General features: G+C 44.4%; 14 protein-coding genes. 7 read left to right on the top strand and 7 right to left on the bottom strand.

The genetic code is table 11. The features are described from left to right. Window positions 1–102 precede the first annotated feature (102 nt). Window positions 103–402, bottom strand: coding sequence for a hypothetical protein (locus AB4138_RS11770; protein ID WP_017060414.1), 300 nt, complete (start codon window positions 400–402; stop codon window positions 103–105). A 218-nt stretch (window positions 403–620) separates the two neighbouring features. On the opposite strand from AB4138_RS11770, the gene AB4138_RS11765 reads away from it, so the two are divergent. Together AB4138_RS11765 and AB4138_RS11760 are read left to right on the top strand one after the other, a co-directional pair. Further along, window positions 621–2024 carry a PLP-dependent aminotransferase family protein gene (locus tag AB4138_RS11765; RefSeq protein ID WP_372306160.1) on the top strand — a complete coding sequence of 468 codons (1404 nt, stop codon included), beginning with the start codon at window positions 621–623 and terminating at the stop codon, window positions 2022–2024. A gap of 127 nt (window positions 2025–2151) precedes the next feature. Further along, complete coding sequence (locus AB4138_RS11760) at window positions 2152–2358, top strand: hypothetical protein (RefSeq protein ID WP_004734707.1); 207 nt, start codon at window positions 2152–2154, stop codon at window positions 2356–2358. A gap of 135 nt (window positions 2359–2493) precedes the next feature. On the opposite strand, the gene asnS is transcribed toward AB4138_RS11760, so the two are convergent. Beyond that, the gene (gene asnS, locus AB4138_RS11755) at window positions 2494–3894 is read right to left on the bottom strand and encodes an asparagine--tRNA ligase (RefSeq protein WP_017060416.1); all 1401 of its coding nucleotides are present in this window, start codon (window positions 3892–3894) and stop codon (window positions 2494–2496) included. Window positions 3895–4451: 557 nt separating this feature from the next. Between asnS and AB4138_RS11750 the strand changes: the two genes are divergently transcribed. Beyond that, a complete protein-coding gene (locus tag AB4138_RS11750) occupies window positions 4452–5942 on the top strand; it encodes a SulP family inorganic anion transporter (protein ID WP_372306157.1) in 1491 nt (496 codons plus the stop codon). A gap of 110 nt (window positions 5943–6052) precedes the next feature. Here AB4138_RS11750 and AB4138_RS11745 read toward each other — a convergent pair whose 3' ends face one another. After that, window positions 6053–7675, bottom strand: a complete 1623-nt coding sequence (locus AB4138_RS11745; protein ID WP_372306155.1) for a methyl-accepting chemotaxis protein — start codon at window positions 7673–7675, stop codon at window positions 6053–6055. A gap of 501 nt (window positions 7676–8176) precedes the next feature. Between AB4138_RS11745 and AB4138_RS11740 the strand changes: the two genes are divergently transcribed. Further along, complete coding sequence (locus tag AB4138_RS11740; protein ID WP_048611631.1) at window positions 8177–8374, top strand: hypothetical protein; 198 nt, start codon at window positions 8177–8179, stop codon at window positions 8372–8374. Between the two features lie 81 nt (window positions 8375–8455). Further along, entirely contained in the window at window positions 8456–9598 is a 1143-nt protein-coding gene (locus tag AB4138_RS11735) for an amino acid permease (protein WP_017060419.1), read from the top strand. Between the two features lie 119 nt (window positions 9599–9717). Here the strand turns inward: AB4138_RS11735 and AB4138_RS11730 are convergent, their stop codons facing one another. From AB4138_RS11730 to AB4138_RS11720, 3 genes are all read right to left on the bottom strand, one after another. Beyond that, window positions 9718–11079, bottom strand: coding sequence for an L-serine ammonia-lyase (locus AB4138_RS11730; protein WP_017060420.1), 1362 nt, complete (start codon window positions 11077–11079; stop codon window positions 9718–9720). A 120-nt stretch (window positions 11080–11199) separates the two neighbouring features. Beyond that, window positions 11200–12453 (bottom strand): aromatic amino acid transport family protein, encoded by a 1254-nt coding sequence (locus AB4138_RS11725; protein WP_102320452.1) that lies wholly within the window; start codon window positions 12451–12453, stop codon window positions 11200–11202. Window positions 12454–12762: 309 nt separating this feature from the next. Then, the gene (locus AB4138_RS11720; RefSeq protein ID WP_102320451.1) at window positions 12763–13362 is read right to left on the bottom strand and encodes a CoA pyrophosphatase; all 600 of its coding nucleotides are present in this window, start codon (window positions 13360–13362) and stop codon (window positions 12763–12765) included. A gap of 303 nt (window positions 13363–13665) precedes the next feature. Between AB4138_RS11720 and AB4138_RS11715 the strand changes: the two genes are divergently transcribed. Next, window positions 13666–14208, top strand: a complete 543-nt coding sequence (locus AB4138_RS11715; RefSeq protein WP_065584176.1) for a heme NO-binding domain-containing protein — start codon at window positions 13666–13668, stop codon at window positions 14206–14208. 1 nt (window position 14209) lies between these two features. Beyond that, on the top strand, window positions 14210–15928 hold the full coding sequence (locus tag AB4138_RS11710; protein WP_102320450.1) for an ATP-binding protein: 1719 nt from the start codon (window positions 14210–14212) through the stop codon (window positions 15926–15928). A 142-nt stretch (window positions 15929–16070) separates the two neighbouring features. On the opposite strand, the gene pabB is transcribed toward AB4138_RS11710, so the two are convergent. Continuing rightward, window positions 16071–17450: an aminodeoxychorismate synthase component I gene (pabB, locus tag AB4138_RS11705; protein WP_102320449.1), complete on the bottom strand. Its 1380-nt coding sequence runs from the start codon at window positions 17448–17450 to the stop codon at window positions 16071–16073. Window positions 17451–17556 lie beyond the last annotated feature (106 nt).

Here is a 17556-nt window from a genome sequence, read left to right as displayed (position 1 = left end):
TTATGAAGATACTTGAATAGCCCCGGTCGAGGGTCGAGGCTATTCAGTCTGTGTATTGGGTTAGAATCGCGCGTGATTGAGTTCGCTATCTACTTTAACCCGTTACTTTTTGAGATTGATTTCAGCTTCGATTGAGCCGGTTTCAATCTCAGGGTGAGACGCTAGTTTGTCTGCAGCCCATTGGTTGATGTGTTTCAGAATAGCAGACACCGCGTGTTTTTCCGTTGGTGCTTGGTCTTGTTCGACATCGATCTTTTGCTTTGGATGTGAGCCTGTCGCATCTTCAGCAATATGGAGCCAATCTGGGTGCCAGTAATATGGCTGACCGCTCGGTGTTGTCCAACTGTGAACACCGTTTGACTCTCCTTTATAACTTAATTGGTCTGCTTCTATTTTTTTCATTGTTATCTCGCATGTTTTTGGGTTACATCAAATTATTGAGGTAGAAAGCCAACTTAGCTCCTACCTTGGGTACAAACTTAGCAAAGCTTACAAAGTTATCTGTGAACCAATTCACACTATTGTGGAAATTAGGTGCGATCATATGGATAGCAGCAATAGTTGTTGGCGTAAGTGATAAAATCACCGGCTCACAGAATTTCTCTAGGTAGTACAATTAGATGGCGCGTTATGAAGAGCTTGCAAAGGATATTCGAACTCAGATAGCCAACAATACGTGGCGATCCGGAGAGAAGATCCCTTCGGTACGCATGAGTTGTCGAAATTACAACGTCAGCAATAGTACTGTCTTACAAGCCTACCAGTTGCTAGAAAGCGAAGGGTGGATCATCGCTAAACCTCAGTCGGGCTACTTTGTAGCGCCAAGGCTGGACGGCGTTGACTACGCACAGCCACTCGTTAGTGAAAAGAAAGCCATTAATGACCGCTTATTTGATTTCTTGAAGTCGAGTTCAGCCGAAGGTGTGATTCCTTTCGGCTCTGCATTCCCAGATCCCGACCTTTTCCCGTTACCTACCTTGACTCGAAACCTTGCCAGCGCGGGTAGGAAGATGACTGGCGCGAGTGTGATAAATAATTTACCACCGGGCAGTGAGTCCTTGAGAAGGCAAATCGCACAGCGTTATCTGCAGCAAGGGATTACGGTTAATCATCAAGACATCGTGATTACGTCGGGTGCTATGGAAGCGCTCAACTTGAGCCTGCAAACGGTCACCAAGTCGGGTGATAACGTCGTGATTGAGTCTCCCGCCTTCTATGGTGCTCTGCAGGCTGTCGAGAGGCTCGGGCTTAACCCTATCGAAGTGGACGTTTGCCCAATCAATGGTTTGAATATAAAGCAGTTTGAAAACGCGCTACAAAACCAAGATGTTAAAGCGTGTTGGCTGATGACGACTTTTCAAAACCCAACGGGAACCAGTTTGTCGGAACAGGCAAAGCGCCGTGTGGTAGAGATTGCAGAACAGCATGGAACCTACATTATTGAAGATGACGTGTATGGCGATCTTTATTACGAAGGGCATAAGCCGAAGCCACTAAAGGCCTTCGATAAGACCGATTCCGTCTTGCTTTGTGGGTCGTATTCAAAAAGTTTGTGTCCTGGTTATCGAGTAGGGTGGGTTGTGAACACGCGTTTTAACGACGCGATTCAAAAGTTACAGCTTCTTTCTACGTTATCGAGTAGCGCTCCTGTTCAACTTGGTGTCGCTCATTTCTTAACGCATGAAAGCTACGACAATCACCTTCGTAAACTGCGTAAAAACCTTGTCGTCAGGAAAGAGCGATTTATCGATGTCATTAAGCAGTACTTTCCGCATTCAATCGAGATTGAAGAGCCGGCTGGTGGTTACTTGATATGGATTCGCTTTTCTGAAAAATTCGACAGCCAACAGTTTCATCAACTGGCTATCGAACAAGGTATTAGCGTTGCATCTGGCGATCTGTTTAGTGAGCATGGCAGAGTGGATAACGCGATACGATTGAACTTCTCTTATGAACTGACAGAAGAGAAAGAACAGGCGCTCATCTGGCTTGGCAAACTGGCACATCAACTTACGCACTCGTAAAACCTTAAGTCCCTCATAAAAAAGACAATCATTCCAACTGTACGGGTTGTTTGTGGGGTAACTGTACGCCTAATTGACCAAAGAGTTGTGATTCAATAACGGTAGACCAAATATTGGAGATACCGTTATGTTGAAAATGACTATGGGAAATGAAGTTAAGCTGATTATTGTCGCTATTGTGTGTGCGCTTCTGCTTATTCTCGGCCACGTACTGCTGGCAAAAGCATTCGCTGATATGGCGTGGGCGGAATACACCACTGCCGCGATCCCATTCGTTATGATGGCAATCTGCGGTCTTGCAATAAAATACGCTATCGACCAAGATGTGGATTAGCTTTTGAAATAATGAGTCTCAGATAGTGGTACGCAGAAACAGCCGTCGTCTCGTTTTATTCCGAACATAAAAAAACCTCCGCAAGTGCGGAGGTTTTTATTTGTTCTTAACTTTTAATATCGAATAGGTTTCGAATTAGAAGTTTGCAGAGCGTGGTGTACGTGGGAATGGAATCACGTCACGAACGTTGCCCATACCTGTTACGTAAGATACTAGACGCTCGAAACCAAGACCGAAACCAGCGTGTGGCACTGTGCCGTATTTACGTAGGTCGCGGTACCAGCTCATGTGCTCAGGGTCGATACCCATAGCAATCATACGCTCGTCTAGAATGTCTAGGCGCTCTTCACGTTGTGCACCACCGATGATTTCACCGATGCCTGGTGCAAGTACGTCCATTGCTGCAACTGTTTTGCCGTCGTCGTTTAAGCGCATGTAGAAAGCTTTGATGTCTTTCGGGTAGTTCTTAACGATAACAGGTGCTTTGAAGTGCTCTTCAGCTAGGTAACGCTCATGCTCAGAAGACATGTCGATGCCCCACTCAACGTCAAACTCAAATTTCTTACCAGAGTCTAGTAGGATTTGGATTGCGTCAGTGTAGTCAACTTGTGCGAAGTCAGCGTCAACGAATTGCTCTAGACGAGTAATTGCTTGCTTGTCGATGCGAGAAGCGAAGAATTCAAGGTCGTCGCGGCGCTCTTCAAGAACAGCAGCGAAAACGTACTTAAGCATGTCTTCAGCCAGTTTCGCTACATCGTTAAGGTCTGCAAACGCAACTTCAGGCTCAACCATCCAGAACTCAGCTAGGTGGCGGCTTGTGTTTGAGTTTTCAGCACGGAACGTAGGACCGAACGTGTAAACCTTACTTAGTGCACAAGCGTAAGCTTCAGCATTAAGTTGGCCAGATACTGTTAGGAACGTCTCTTTGCCGAAGAAATCTTCGTTGAAGTCTACGTCGCCTTTTTCAGTGCGTGGTAGGTTTTCCATGTCTAGCGTAGAAACACGGAACATTTCACCAGCGCCTTCTGCATCAGATGCAGTGATAAGCGGAGCAGAAGTCCAGAAGAAGCCTTGCTCGTGGTAGAAACGGTGAATCGCTTGAGATAGACAGTTACGTACACGTGCTACTGCGCCAATCACGTTTGTACGTGGACGTAGGTGAGCAACTTCACGAAGGTATTCGATAGAGTGACGCGTCTTAGCCATTGGGTAAGTGTCAGCGTCTTCAACCCAGCCTACAACTTTGACGTCAGTTGCTGCTAGTTCGAAGTCTTGACCTTTCGCAGGAGACTCAACAATCTTACCCGTTACTTCAACAGAGCAGCCAGTTGTTAGCTTTAATACTTCGTTTTCGTAATTATTAAGATTATTAGGAACCACGGCCTGAATCGGGTCGAAACAAGAGCCGTCATAAATGGCAAGGAAAGAGATTCCAGCTTTGGAATCACGACGTGAACGGATCCAGCCGCGAACAGTTACTTCACTGTCTACCGCTAGCTTGCCGCCAAGTACGTCTGTTACAGGCGCGTAAGTCATGTTGATTTCATTCTCCATTGAGGGACAAATTCAACTCAAAGTATCTGGCATTGCTGCAAATAAACATACATTTGCACAATAATTAGCCGAAACATTAAGTTGTATAAACTTTTTAAATCGATTGGACATATTACCTGTCATACCGACAGCTTCAACCTTTATTCTTGCTTGGTGAAAGAAATATTGTGTCTACTGACGATAAATAGGTTTGAGGGTGTGTTTTTTGTTCGATCTTAGCGTCAGCCTTACCTTTCACCCTATGTGAGCTGCTGAACGAGCATGGCGTAATCGAAACCTTTGTTTTCAATAATGGGAGTGTGATTGTGTTGAGACTCACTCTATATTGGCGCGGATTCAGTCATTTTGGACTTGATCACCTTCTTAATTTCCCACTAAAGTACAAGAGGAGTTTAATATCTACGTGTTAATTACGCTGCCTTAACCCCTGCATTCTCTCTACACCCGCACTTTTCGAGCGCTCGCTCATTCAAGAAAAACAGTCGATCAAATTATGTCTCAACAAGGCAGGACTGGCTGTACAAGTAAAAGAGAATTACATGCTTAATTATTTAAAAAAACACTGGTTATCAAACGTTAAAGGAGATTCATTATCTGGGATTGTGGTTGCACTCGCATTGATCCCTGAAGCCATCGCATTTTCAATTATTGCAGGCGTTGACCCTAAAGTAGGGCTCTATGCCTCGTTCTGTATTTGTGTCGTCACTGCTTTGGTTGGCAGTCGTCCGGGAATGATTTCCGGTGCAACAGGCGCTATGGCGCTACTAATGGTCACTTTAGTGAGAGAGCACGGACTAGAATATCTACTCGCCGCTTCATTTCTAGCTGGCGTCATTCAGATCGCAGCTGGTTATCTCAAGCTTGGTAACCTGATGAATTTCGTTTCCAAATCGGTGATTACTGGATTTGTTAACGCGCTCGCCATTCTAATTTTCATGGCCCAACTTCCTGAATTAATCAACGTCCCTTCAAGCGTTTACGTGTTAGTCGCTTTGGGTTTGGCGATCATTTATCTGCTTCCTTATTTCCCCAAGTTTGGTCGCGCAATACCTTCTCCACTGGTCGCGATTGTTACCCTGACAATCATTAGTTTGCTCTTCGGCTTAGATGTGAGAACGATTGGCGATATGGGCAAGCTTCCCGATTCACTGCCTGTGTTCTTGATTCCTAATATTCCATTCACGTTTGAGACGCTTGCAACCATCCTGCCATATTCGATTGCTCTGTCTCTGGTTGGCTTGTTGGAATCCTTGATGACAGCGACCATAGTCGATGACCTGACTGATACTGAAAGCAATAAAAACAATGAGTGTAAAGGGCAGGGCGTTGCGAACATCGTGGCTTCCCTTTTTGGTGGAATGGCGGGCTGCGCAATGATCGGTCAGTCGATCATTAACATCAAATCAGGTGGCTTAACCCGATTGTCCAGCATGATCGCTGGGGTGGTTTTGTTGCTAATGGTGGTGTTTGTTTCTGATTGGTTGAAGCTGATACCGATGGCCGCTTTAGTGTCTGTGATGATCATGGTTTCTATCGGCACATTCTCATGGCGTTCCATTGTTGAGCTTAAAGATCACACACTGCCAACCAATGTAACCATGCTAGCAACCGTGGCGGTGGTGGTGTTTACTCATAATTTAACAATAGGTGTTGCGGTTGGCGTGGTGCTGTCGGCTCTGTTTTATGCACATGCCAGCAAATCCATGGTGTTTATATCCGATGAAGTCGTGACAAACGAAATGCACACCATTCACCGAGTAAAAGGCCATGTCTTCTTTGCTTCGTCAGATGCGTTTGTCGACTTATTTGATTATGACAACGCGACCTCTTTAGTGACCATCGATATATCGGATGCGTCATTCTTAGATAATACCTCGGTCGAGGCGCTTGATAAGGTTGTGTTCAAGTTCCGTAAAAAAGGGGCTTACGTTGAAGTGTCAGGAATGGATAGCGTGAGTGCGAATCTGATAGTCAAACACGCGATGTATCACAAGCATAAAGACTTAACCGCGGTTTCCATTACGCACTAATCTTGGTTTAAGGTACTTTTAAAGCCTTAAAGCCTTAAAGCCTTAAAGCCTGAACTAGACATTGTTATGAAGTTAAAGCGCTCATTGTTGAGCGCTTTTTTGTTGGCGATCTATGACTTCTTCTTTGTACTCGACAAAGTAAACTGATTAATCAGTGACTCAAGGTGATCAGACAGCTCTTCTAAGTCATTGCTGATGTTGCGAGTTTCAGCCGCGGATTGCGACGTGTTGTTGGCGTGAGAGGTGATGGTTTCAACCTTTTGTTGAACATCTTGAGTCGCTTGTGTGGTGGATTGTGTTTGCTGCTGAATATTCTGTGCGTGAGCCAGCACCTGTTTCATCTCTTCGACCACACCATTCATTTCAATTGAAAGTGCGTCGATATCGGTTGAGCTTTGATGGGCTTGTTCGCAAACGCGATCGGCAGAAGTTAGCGACTCTTCACTGCCTTGCTGGAATTGATGAATGATTGACTCAATGCTGCCTGTTGCTTCTGCGGTTCGCGATGCAAGGTGGCGAACTTCATCTGCCACTACCGCAAACCCACGACCTTGTTCTCCCGCACGAGCTGCTTCAATCGCTGCATTCAAGGCCAGAAGATTGGTTTGGTCAGCAATGCCACGAATCACACTCAATATTGAAGAGACCTCTCCGGTTTGCTCATTGAGTGTCAGTATTTTGTGTTTCACTTCTTCTATGCTGCTAACGAGGTTTTTTATCTCACTGCTTGCGTCGTGTGCTTGGTTGGCACTCTTACATGCCACATCGGCGGTGTGATTAATAAGCTCTGAAGCCGTTAAAGTCGCTTGTTCTACATTGACTTGCTGTGCCTGTATTCCTTCGACATTATGTTGCACTTCGGCGGTTTCACTTTGCTGGTCACTGGCGGCTTGCTCGGTAATTTGCGCGACACTAGTCAGTTGGTTGGCAGACGCATTCAGTTTGTGCGAGGTGTTTTGTACCTTTTCTAAGCTGTCGGATACGGTTCCCATGAACGAGTTGATGGAGTTAGCCAGCGTGCCAATCTCATCCTTGCTTTGTTCCGGCAGGCGAGTGGATAGGTTTTTATCGTTGCTGACTTGGGTCATAAAGCGAGAAGTCTGTTGCAGCGGGCGCACGATAATCTTACGAATTAATCCCATCGTAAGGACAAATCCGGCAAACGAGATCACTGCCATAATGCCAATAGCAGCCATGGTTTGAGTGTTAATCAGCGAGTTAACATGGTTAAGGTTATATTCGAGACGAATCGCACCCAAGACTTCACCTTCTGGTGCCATATGACAGGCGACACAATTGGTTCCTCGGTAATCTTCACTCGACTTCATTGGCAGAGCAATAACCAAGCCTTTGCCCCAATCAGCAGAAAAAGGTTCGATAACGGTTTCGCCCGCTAGCGCTCGTTTATCAATATCGTCAACCGGTGTTTGGCTGTCATTACCTGGGCCATATAACTTGCTGACAGCGTCGGCGCGTAAAACACGAACGTCTTCAATGCCTTCTTGAGCCAGTGCTTTCTGACGAAGGGTCTCTTTTTGTGCCATGGTGCCGGTGAGCATCATCATATTGAGGCTATCGAAGTAGTTACTTGCTTTGTCGTGAAGCTGCTCACTTAACACTGAGTTTACAAGTTGCTTTTGTTGCGAATATTGGAAATAGGTCGATATTGCCAGCAAAAAGGTGAACACGATGGCGAGGGCCACTAGGATTTTAAAGGTGATTGTTGAGCGCATAAGGTGTTTGTTTTTATTAATTATAATGACGCAAATACTGTACTAGTAAGAATTCCTACCACCTATGGGGTATAACGAATTGTGTGACCACACTCCGGTTGTGGTTATGTTTCTGTGATGTAGCGAGTTTGTGTCGTGTCTGATGTTGAAATGGAACGCGCTTCAAGCTCCTCGCTGTTCTTAAAACAGACTGTTGTTTTGGGAAAGTTGAAGTGCAGCATCGAGTTTTGATTGTGCTGATAATTAGAAAAGCCTAGGTTGTTAATTAGCTCGATGTATTTGTCCGCTTGTCTTTTATCAATAAAGACTATTGTTTTAGACGACTTAGTGGTCAATTTATATCCAAATGGTTGTTTTGTTCAATTTAATAGCAAAAATTGTGGTTATAGCGTTGTGTTTCGAGGCTCATTCGATAAGATGAAAAGACCTCTATGATAGAGGTAGGGCAGCAACGGATACGCTGCTTCAAATACTATGGAATGTGACTTATTGGACACATACATGAAATTCAAGATTACATCACCGATTATTGAACCTACGGAAGGTTCACCACATCAGTTAATGCTTACTCATGCTTCTCGTTTTACCTCTTTTAAGACAAGCTCCCCTTTGAACGCCCTGTTCGACAACGTCTCTGCACGCTTCTTTACCGCTTATCGCTCCTATTGTTATTCGTTTTATAACTTTATTTCTATCTGAACTCCTTTGTCATCCGCTCGATGAACGAAGACTCACATCTATAAAAACTAAACAAATAAGTTAAAAACAATGAATATTAAAATGATGGGTAGCTCCCTAATTATCGCTGGTACCGCTCTCGGTGCTGGTATGCTTGCGATCCCAATGGTATTAGCTCAATTCGGATTGCTTTACGGCACACTGCTTATGGTACTGATCTGCTTCGGTACGACTTACGCAGCATTACTACTTCTAGAAGCGACCATCAAAGCGGGTGGCGGTCTAGGATTAAACTCTATTGCCCGAAAAACCTTGGGTAAACAAGGTCAGTTGCTTACCAACGGCTTGCTATACGCGTTGTTGATTTGCCTATTAATGGCTTACATTCTGGGCGCAGGTGACTTGCTGAGTAAGTTACTGTCTAACTTTGGCGTCGAAATTACCGCGACTACCAGCCAAACCGTGTTTACCTTGCTTGCTGGCGCAGTAGTCGCAAGTGGTACTGGTGTGATTGATAAGCTCAATCGAGCATTGTTCTTCGTGATGCTTGCTAGTTTGTTTGCAACCATGGCCTTCTTAGCGCCGAGCATGACTCAAGAAAACTTGATGCAGGTAACCAGCCATGACCACGTTGACCTAATCAAAACCAGTGCCATCCTGTTTACGAGCTTTGGCTTTATGGTGGTGATTCCAACCTTGGTTTCTTACAACCACGAAGCGACAGACAAACAGCTGCGTAACATGGTGATCATCGGTTCTCTGATCCCATTAGTGTGTTACTTGTGTTGGTTGTTTGCGGTAGTGGGTAACTTGAGTGAAGAGCAATTCCGTAGCTTTGAGAACGTATCAGATTTGATGGCGGCGTTTGAGGCTCAGTCTCCTTGGGTGGGTAACGTCTTGTCTACCTTCACTGGCTTGGCGTTGTTGACTTCTTTCTTTGGCGTAGCAATGGCGTTGTTCAACCAGAACAAAGACATGTTCAACCAAAATACAGCGGTAACGTACTGCATTAGCTTTATCTTGCCGTTGGCGGGTTCATTGCTTGCTGCAGACAAGTTCCTACAAGTGCTGAATTACGCAGGCATCATCTTGGTGTTCCTAGCGGTGTTTGTTCCTCTGGTTATGGTTCACAAGCAGCGCTTCATGAAAGTTGCTGATGACCGATACCGAGCAGAAGGTGGCAGCGCAATGATGTTGTTCTCACTGCTGTTTGGTTGTTTCCTGCTTATCTCGCAAGTGATTTAACAAAACAATTTGGTCGGTTGAATCAATCAGTCACCAAGCTTTAGCTCCAAAAGCTTCAGATACAAAAAAGGAACGCCGCGGCGTTCCTTTTTTATTATCGGTTTATTAATTCAGAATGATTAACAAACAACCTTAACAGCCAAACCACCTTGAGATGTCTCACGGTATTTAGCGTTCATGTCTTTACCTGTTTCTAGCATTGTTTCGATAACTTTATCTAGAGAAACAGTAGGAGCAGAAGAGCGACGAAGCGCCATACGAGTCGAGTTGATTGCTTTAACTGCAGCAATACCGTTACGCTCGATACATGGTACTTGTACTTGGCCAGCAACTGGGTCACATGTTAGACCTAGGTTGTGCTCCATGCCGATTTCTGCAGCCATACATACTTGCTCAGGGCTACCACCCATAAGCTCAGCAAGACCAGCAGCAGCCATAGAGCATGCCACACCAACTTCACCCTGACAGCCAACTTCAGCACCAGAGATTGAAGCGTTACGCTTGTAAAGACCACCGATCGCGCCAGAAGCTGCGAAGTAACGGATGTAATCTTTCTCTGTCACTGTTTGGATGAACTTATCGTAGTAAGCCAATACAGCAGGGATGATGCCACATGCGCCGTTTGTTGGTGCCGTTACTACACGGCCGCCAGCTGCATTTTCTTCGTTTACTGCGAAAGCAAACATGTTTACCCAGTCAACAACCGACATTGGATCATTGGTTGTTTTTTCTGAAGTCATTAGCTGTTGGCGAAGTGCTGCTGCACGGCGAGGAACACGTAGTGGACCAGGCAGGATACCTTCAGTATTCATACCGCGATCCATACACTCACGCATAGTTTTCCAGATGTTAGCGAAGTAAGTGCGAGACTCTTCGTCTGAGTGGAACGCTGCTTGGTTTTTCATAACCAGTGTACTGATAGAAAGACCGCTTTCTTTGCACTGATTAACCAGCTCTTCAGCTGTTGTGAATTCGTAAGGTGCTTTGATTGGGTTTTCTTCTTCTTTGCCGAAGTTCTCTTCGTCAACGATGAAACCGCCACCAATTGAGTAGTACGTTTTTGAGTATGCAACTTCGTCACCAACCCATGCATGAATGCTCATGCCGTTCTCGTGTAGAGAAAGGTTGCTAGTGTGGAAGTTCATACCGCCATCGCGTGGGAACGATACTGTATGACAGTGCATGCCAACAGGAAGGCGCTCAGTTTCTTCTACGCGAGCAATGAAGCCAGCAATAGAATCGATATCAACACGCTCAGGAGTATTGCCAGCAAGACCCATGATGATTGCGATATCTGTGTGGTGACCTTTCCCTGTCAGTGATAGTGATCCATATACGTCCACGGTGATTTTAGTGATGTCGCGCAATTTTCCCATTGAACGTAGGTCATCAATAAATTCTTTACCCGCTTTCATTGGTCCAACTGTGTGTGAGCTCGATGGACCAACACCGATTTTATAGATATCAAATACACTAATCATAGCGATTACCTCAAAAAGAGAGCCTCCCAAGGGGAGTAGGGAGGCTCATTTATTATCATTATATTTTTTGTCTAATCTCGTGATATAAGATGGATGCCATCTTATAAAAAGGGCTTGAGATTAAAGAGCGCCGTAGATTACAGAACTAATAGCCGCTAGACCACATAAAGCTGTAAAGATTTGTACAGGTGCTGAAGTTTTGTACTTAGCCATTGCTGGTACTTTTTGCATCGCGAATACAGGCATTAGGAACAGGATAGCTGCAATCATTGGAGCACCCATTGTTTCAATCATACCTAGGATACTTGGGTTAACTACCGCAACAATCCAAGTAGTAACAACGATGAACGCTAGAGATGCTTTTTCGATAGTGCTTACTGAAGAACCAGAGCGAGACTTGATTAGACCAACAAGACCTTCGTGAGCACCTAGGAAGTGACCGAAGTAGCTAGAAGTAATCGCTGCGAACGCTACTAGAGGACCCATGTAAGAGATAAGTGGAGACTCATGTACGTTTGCTAGGTAAGAAAGAACAGAGATGTTCTGTGCTTGTGCTGTTGCTAGTTGCTCTGGAGATAGAGAAAGCACTACAGAGAATACGAAGAACATTACAAAACCCATCAGCATCATTGCTGCGCCACCAGTGATCGCGTCAGTTTTCTTAACTGCGTCATCACCGTATACACGACGTTGCTCTTTAGAGAACTGTGAAATGATTGGGCTGTGGTTGAAAGAGAACACGATGATTGGAATAGCAAGCCAGATAATAGAAGGCATTGTTGACCATTCTGGGCTTACGTCCATCATTGAAGTGTTCCAATCAGGAACTAGGTAAAAAGATAGCGCTAGTAGGATGAATACTAGTGGGTAAACCATTGCTGAAGTTGCTTTAAGCATCAGCTCTTTACCGAATACAACACCTGCTGTCATAGCAAGGATAAGTGCACCAGAAAGAAGAGGACGAGGAATAGATTCCATACCCATTTGGTTTACTAGGAAAGAATCAACTGTGTTTGTGATACCAACACCGTAGATAAGAACGATCGGGTAGATAGCGAAGAAGTAAGCAAAAGTAATAATGTTTGCGCCAGTCTTACCGAAGTGCTCTTCAACTGTGTCTGTAATATCAGCTTCAGGGTTTTTAGCAGACAGTACGAAACGAGCTAGAGATTTGTGTGCGAACCAAGTCATTGGTGCTGCAATTAGAGCTAGGATAACTAATGGCCAAAAACCACCCGCACCAGCTTTGATTGGAAGGAATAGTACGCCAGCACCAACTGCTGTACCGAATAGTGATAAACACCAGGTAAAATCTTTATAGTTAAACTTGCTTGAATCTTTAACGGCATTTGCCGAAGAAGTTGTTGTGTTCATGTTAAATTACTCATTTTTTGGGAACAGGAAATAAGTCGGGGCTAATTCTGCAGAATTTTCTTCTGCAAAAAATAGATCTAAATCATGTAATGAAACGGCGTGTCACATGATATGCGAAAAACGAATTTTTGATCACGAAAATAGCGTGCTACATGTGATTTATGTTTATGCCTGGTATTAGTTTTATTTATGCGAAAGGCGGGGTTGTATAGATTTATACCAGGGAAACGTTTGCGTAAAATTGCATTAATAAATCTGTTCCATAGAAAGTCTGGATTTTGTTAACAGAGATTAAACAAAACGTAGTTGCTATGTGATTCGTTGCAGTACGTGTTGCTGCAGCGATTGGATAATTTGCGCCGTAACGCCCCAAATTAGGTGCTCTTGGAAAGGCATCGCAAAAACCCGATGCTTGATTTGTTTAAAGTTAACAGTGTGGCTGTGTAACTTGGCTTGGTCTAAAACATAGGTAGCGGGTACCTCAAAAATTGAGGCAACTTCGTTCTCATCAATGATGGCTTCATAGTCAGGATCGACCATGGCAATAATCGGCGTCACAGAAAATTTACTAATAGTACTCAATGCTGGTAATTGCCCAATAATTTTAACTTGATCCGATCGAATTCCCACCTCCTCATGGAGCTCTCTGAGTGCAGTGAATTGCATAGAAGGGTCAGAAAGTTCGTGTTTACCACCAGGAAAGCTGACTTGGCCGGGGTGATGCTTTAAATGAGCCGCTCTTTTAGTAAAAATGACATGTAAACCATCTTCTCTTTCAACTAAACCTACCACCACTGCCGCTTTACGTAATTGCTCGCCACTGATGTGCGAAACACGCTCTACTGACTCAGGATGATAGCCAACGGTAGGGTTAAGTTGGAATTGCTGAAGGAAGTTTTCTTTATTCATATCAAGCCAATATATTGATTATTATGATTTTAAGTATAGACATAACCGTGGGTTGATTACCAATATCGAGTTTTTCTTCATTCACTTTCCCTCTTTTAGTTATCAATTGGGCGTCATGAGAGGCTGTTTACCGATGAATCTCCTCAAAATGACGATTTTTGCTATATTCAATATGTGCATACAGGCGAGTAAGCGTTACCCATGTCATAAAATTGGGTGACGAAACGTAGATTTTTTGTTTAAGAATTTGATAACAATAACTTAGTGGACCATTCTAAAAAGAAATAGAAGAAAAGGTATGAGATGAAAGGAATCATATTCACCGAATTTTTAGAGCTTGTTGAAGACAAGTTTGGGCTAGAGCTTTTGGAAGAAGTTCTAGAAATGTCAGAAGATGAAGGGATCTATACGTCGGTCGGCAGTTACGACCACAAAGACCTTGTCAGGTTGATTATCAACTTGAGTAAGAAAACCGATATTGATGCGGCAAGCTTGCAACGCGTGTTTGGGCAGTCTGTATTTAAGAACTTACTGGCCTCATTACCGAATAAAGCGAGCCTTGCTCACAGCAATACCACCTTTCAATTTATTCAGCACGTAGAGCGTTACATTCATGTTGAAGTGAAGAAGCTCTATCCAGATGCTGAGCCACCTGAATTCAGTTTTATCACCACGAACGAAGCACAACTTGTTTTTGACTACAAAAGCGCAAGGTGTATGTCTCATGTTTGCTTAGGGCTTATTGAAGGATGTGCTGAATACCACGGTGAATCTATCGCGGTGGAGATGACGCCACAAAATGATGACCAAAGCGTGGTTAGGTTTAATCTCAAAGTAGAAAAGTAATATGGATCTGGCATCTGCCCTAGAGAAGAAGCTTAAGCGTCAAATCGCGGCAAGGAAAGCGGCTGAAGGATTGTTGGAACAGAAGAGCCTCGAACTGTTCGAGGCTAACCAACAGCTTGAGCTTGCTTTGCGTCAGTTAGAAAAGCGCTCCAACGCGAATATACGCCGCATTGAATTCCAAGAACAAATCGACAACCTGTTGATTGATTTTGGGCGCGCGTTTCTAAGAAATGATCTCGATGATGTCATGCTATCTGAACTAACGACCAACGTGACTAACAGTTACTTAATCGAAGCCAGTCGTTTGATTCTACCTCCCAAGCTCATCCCTCAGTTACAGACCTATGATTATGGCGATGAGACTGTCGAGGTGTTAGAGCAAGACATTCAAGAACCTCATTGGCAAGACAACCTACTGACCGTGCCCTTAGAGGTTGAAAAAGTCATAGTTGGTGCGTTAATCGTCAGAGTCAGGTTGTTAGACCAAGACTACGAGTTTATCCAAAGCCAACTGTTGTTGGTCACGGACCTTATCTGCAGTGCCTTAACCCATCAACTAGCAATCAACCGAAATATTGAATCACGTAAACGAGCGGAAGAGTCCGAAAGGGCAACGCGTGACTTTGTGGCCATGATTAATCATGAGTTAAGAACTCCACTTAATGGCTTACTAGGCAGTGCCGAGTTGATCAGTGATACCGAACTGAATAGCTCTCAGCGTGAGATAGTGAACAACCTGAGCCAATCTGGAGAGTTTCTCCGAACCATCATTAATGATCTATTGGATTACAGCAAAATTAACGCAGGGATGTTAGAGCTTATTCCAAAGAAATTTGCCCTGAATGACTTGCGAAACACGATTGATAGTATTTTCGTCAATCGAGCAATCGAGAAGCAGCTTGAATTTAATATCAGTGTTGCGTCAAATGTTCCCTCCCATTTCCAAGGTGATTTAGAGCGCATCACTCAGCTGTTTGTGAACTTAATCGGTAATGCGATTAAATTTACAGAAGAAGGACATGTGAATGTCGATATCGAATGGGACAAAAACCAATTTGTTTTCTCTGTAGAAGATACTGGAGTCGGAATTGCTGAATCAGCACATAAGACGCTGTTTGAACCTTTTACGCAGGCAGATAACTCAAGTAGTCGGAACTATGAGGGTACAGGACTTGGGTTAGCGATTTGTCGCAAACTGGTGGCTCTGATGAATGGTGATATTGGGGTGACCAGTGTCGTTGGTTCAGGCACGACCTTTACCATCTCGATTCCTCTTCAAGTTGTCGATGTTCCGGCAGAGAGTGATAGTGTCGCCAAGGGCTTTGAGTATGAGGCGGAATTGTCACTACTTAAAGTGCTGGTGGTTGATGATATTAAGATGAACCAGATCATCATCCAGCAAATGCTTCGTAAACATGAGATTGAACCTGCTATCGCAAGCAATGGTGTCGAAGGGTTTGAACTCGCGTCAGACAATGAATACGATATTGTATTCATGGATTGCAGAATGCCTGTTATGGACGGGTTTGAAGCAACAGAGAAGCTAAGAGAGAAGGGTTACGTTAAATCTATTGTGGCACTGACCGCCGGAACGACATTGGAAGAACGCGAACGTTGTATTCAGTGTGGGATGGATGACATTTTGAGTAAACCTTACACCGCCAACGATCTGAAAGAGATGCTTAAGAAGTGGGGTGTATCTGCGGTGAAGGTCGCTTAAACACGCGAATAAAGCGTTGTGAGTTATGTACTCTAACTTACAGACTAAAAAACCGAAGTGATCTTACGATCCTTCGGTTTCTTTTTATATCGAACTTTTGCTAGCCGTTAAGCTACGGAACTCGCAGTTAATGACACTAGGTTTAGCAATCTTCAAGTATCGGTAGAATTCGACTCAGCTTATCCAGTGTTTCTTGGTATTCAGAAGCACAATCACTATCAAATACCACACCACCGCCAGCCCAAGCATAAAGCGTGTTGTTCTCGGCGACTAATGTACGAATGGTAATACTGGTATCCATTCTGCCATTTCGGCTGATGTAGCCAATACTGCCGCAGTACGCTGAACGTCGATGCGGTTCTAACTCTTCAATGATCTGCATCGCGCGAACTTTTGGTGCGCCAGTAATCGATCCTCCAGGGAAACAGGCTCTCAGAAGGTCAGTTGCAGAGTATTGGTCATCAAGGTCCGCTCGTATCGTGCTCACTAAGTGGTGCACGGCAGGGAAGCTTTCAATATCGAAGAGCTTTGGTACATGCACTGTGCCCGGTTTTGCTACTCGGCCAATGTCATTACGAAGTAGGTCGACGATCATCAAGTTTTCCGCCTGATCTTTATCGGCGCTTGCTAGGTCTTGCGCGTTGGCATTATCAATCATCGGGTCCTCAGAACGAGGTCGTGTGCCTTTGATTGGCTTGGTTTCAATGACGTTGTCTTTGAGTTCTAAGAAACGCTCTGGCGAAACACTGATGATTGCGCAGTCGGCCAAACGGATAAAACCCGAAAAGGGCGCTGAGTTGTACTGTTCTAACTTGTCATAAGCCAGCCATTCACTACCTTGGTATTGGGCATTGAAGCGCTGAGCTAAGTTAATCTGATAGCAGTCCCCGGATAACAGGTACTCTTGAACACTATCGAACTTAGTGGCGTAGCTCTCTTCGCTCATATTGGATTGCCACGGTGTGGTTAACCCAAAGGGCGCATGTGATAGGTGTGATTGAGCCATCTGCTGCATTAGCCAATCATGATGTTCATCGATATTGCTACCGACAATACACGCCGTTTTCAATTGGTGGTCAACGATAACAGCCCATTCATACAAGCCAACTGCCATGTCAGGTGCTTCAATATCACGCTTTGCGAGTGATGGAAGTGTCTCGACTCTGCGCCCTAAATCATAGCTAAAATAGCCTAAAGCGCCGCCAACGAATGGCAACTGAGTGTGCTCTTTAGTCGCAGGCAATAATTGTTGCTGATATTGGTCGAGTAGTTCGAAAGGATCAGAGTCTGAAACCTCGCACGTCTCATTAACATTAACGGTCGTTTCTGCACCGATTGTCTCGAAGGTGGCGATGGGTTGAGCAACTAAAATATCGTATCGACTATCAACGTGGCTTTCTGAAGCGGAGCGTAATAGCATTGCCCACGGCAGGTTTTCAATATGGGAAAACAGCTGTTTAGCTAAAGTTGATTGATATTCAAGCGGCTTGATTTGGATAGAGCGAAATTCGTTGTTATTCATTTGTTTAATTTGTGACAAAGAGTTCGATCACTGCATGGCGTGTGAGAGGAAGCAAGAGTATCATAAATTGAAAATAAAATGGGTTCTTGATTAGAACGGAGTAATC

It is taken from the genome of Vibrio sp. 10N.286.52.C3 (assembly GCF_041468865.1).
Lineage (GTDB): Bacteria > Pseudomonadota > Gammaproteobacteria > Enterobacterales > Vibrionaceae > Vibrio > Vibrio crassostreae_C.
This window is presented reverse-complemented; position numbering and strand designations above follow the sequence as displayed.

Excerpts from the sequence above, each read along its gene's own strand:
- AB4138_RS11770 (WP_017060414.1), bottom strand. The coding sequence starts at position 402 with ATGAAAAAAATAGAAGCAGACCAATTAAGTTATAAAGGAGAGTCAAAC.
- AB4138_RS11765 (WP_372306160.1), top strand. The coding sequence starts at position 621 with ATGGCGCGTTATGAAGAGCTTGCAAAGGATATTCGAACTCAGATAGCC.
- AB4138_RS11760 (WP_004734707.1), top strand. The coding sequence starts at position 2,152 with ATGTTGAAAATGACTATGGGAAATGAAGTTAAGCTGATTATTGTCGCT.
- asnS (WP_017060416.1), bottom strand. The coding sequence starts at position 3,894 with ATGACTTACGCGCCTGTAACAGACGTACTTGGCGGCAAGCTAGCGGTA.
- AB4138_RS11750 (WP_372306157.1), top strand. The coding sequence starts at position 4,452 with ATGCTTAATTATTTAAAAAAACACTGGTTATCAAACGTTAAAGGAGAT.
- AB4138_RS11745 (WP_372306155.1), bottom strand. The coding sequence starts at position 7,675 with ATGCGCTCAACAATCACCTTTAAAATCCTAGTGGCCCTCGCCATCGTG.
- AB4138_RS11740 (WP_048611631.1), top strand. The coding sequence starts at position 8,177 with ATGAAATTCAAGATTACATCACCGATTATTGAACCTACGGAAGGTTCA.
- AB4138_RS11735 (WP_017060419.1), top strand. The coding sequence starts at position 8,456 with ATGATGGGTAGCTCCCTAATTATCGCTGGTACCGCTCTCGGTGCTGGT.
- AB4138_RS11730 (WP_017060420.1), bottom strand. The coding sequence starts at position 11,079 with ATGATTAGTGTATTTGATATCTATAAAATCGGTGTTGGTCCATCGAGC.
- AB4138_RS11725 (WP_102320452.1), bottom strand. The coding sequence starts at position 12,453 with ATGAACACAACAACTTCTTCGGCAAATGCCGTTAAAGATTCAAGCAAG.
- AB4138_RS11720 (WP_102320451.1), bottom strand. The coding sequence starts at position 13,362 with ATGAATAAAGAAAACTTCCTTCAGCAATTCCAACTTAACCCTACCGTT.
- AB4138_RS11715 (WP_065584176.1), top strand. The coding sequence starts at position 13,666 with ATGAAAGGAATCATATTCACCGAATTTTTAGAGCTTGTTGAAGACAAG.
- AB4138_RS11710 (WP_102320450.1), top strand. The coding sequence starts at position 14,210 with ATGGATCTGGCATCTGCCCTAGAGAAGAAGCTTAAGCGTCAAATCGCG.
- pabB (WP_102320449.1), bottom strand. The coding sequence starts at position 17,450 with ATGAATAACAACGAATTTCGCTCTATCCAAATCAAGCCGCTTGAATAT.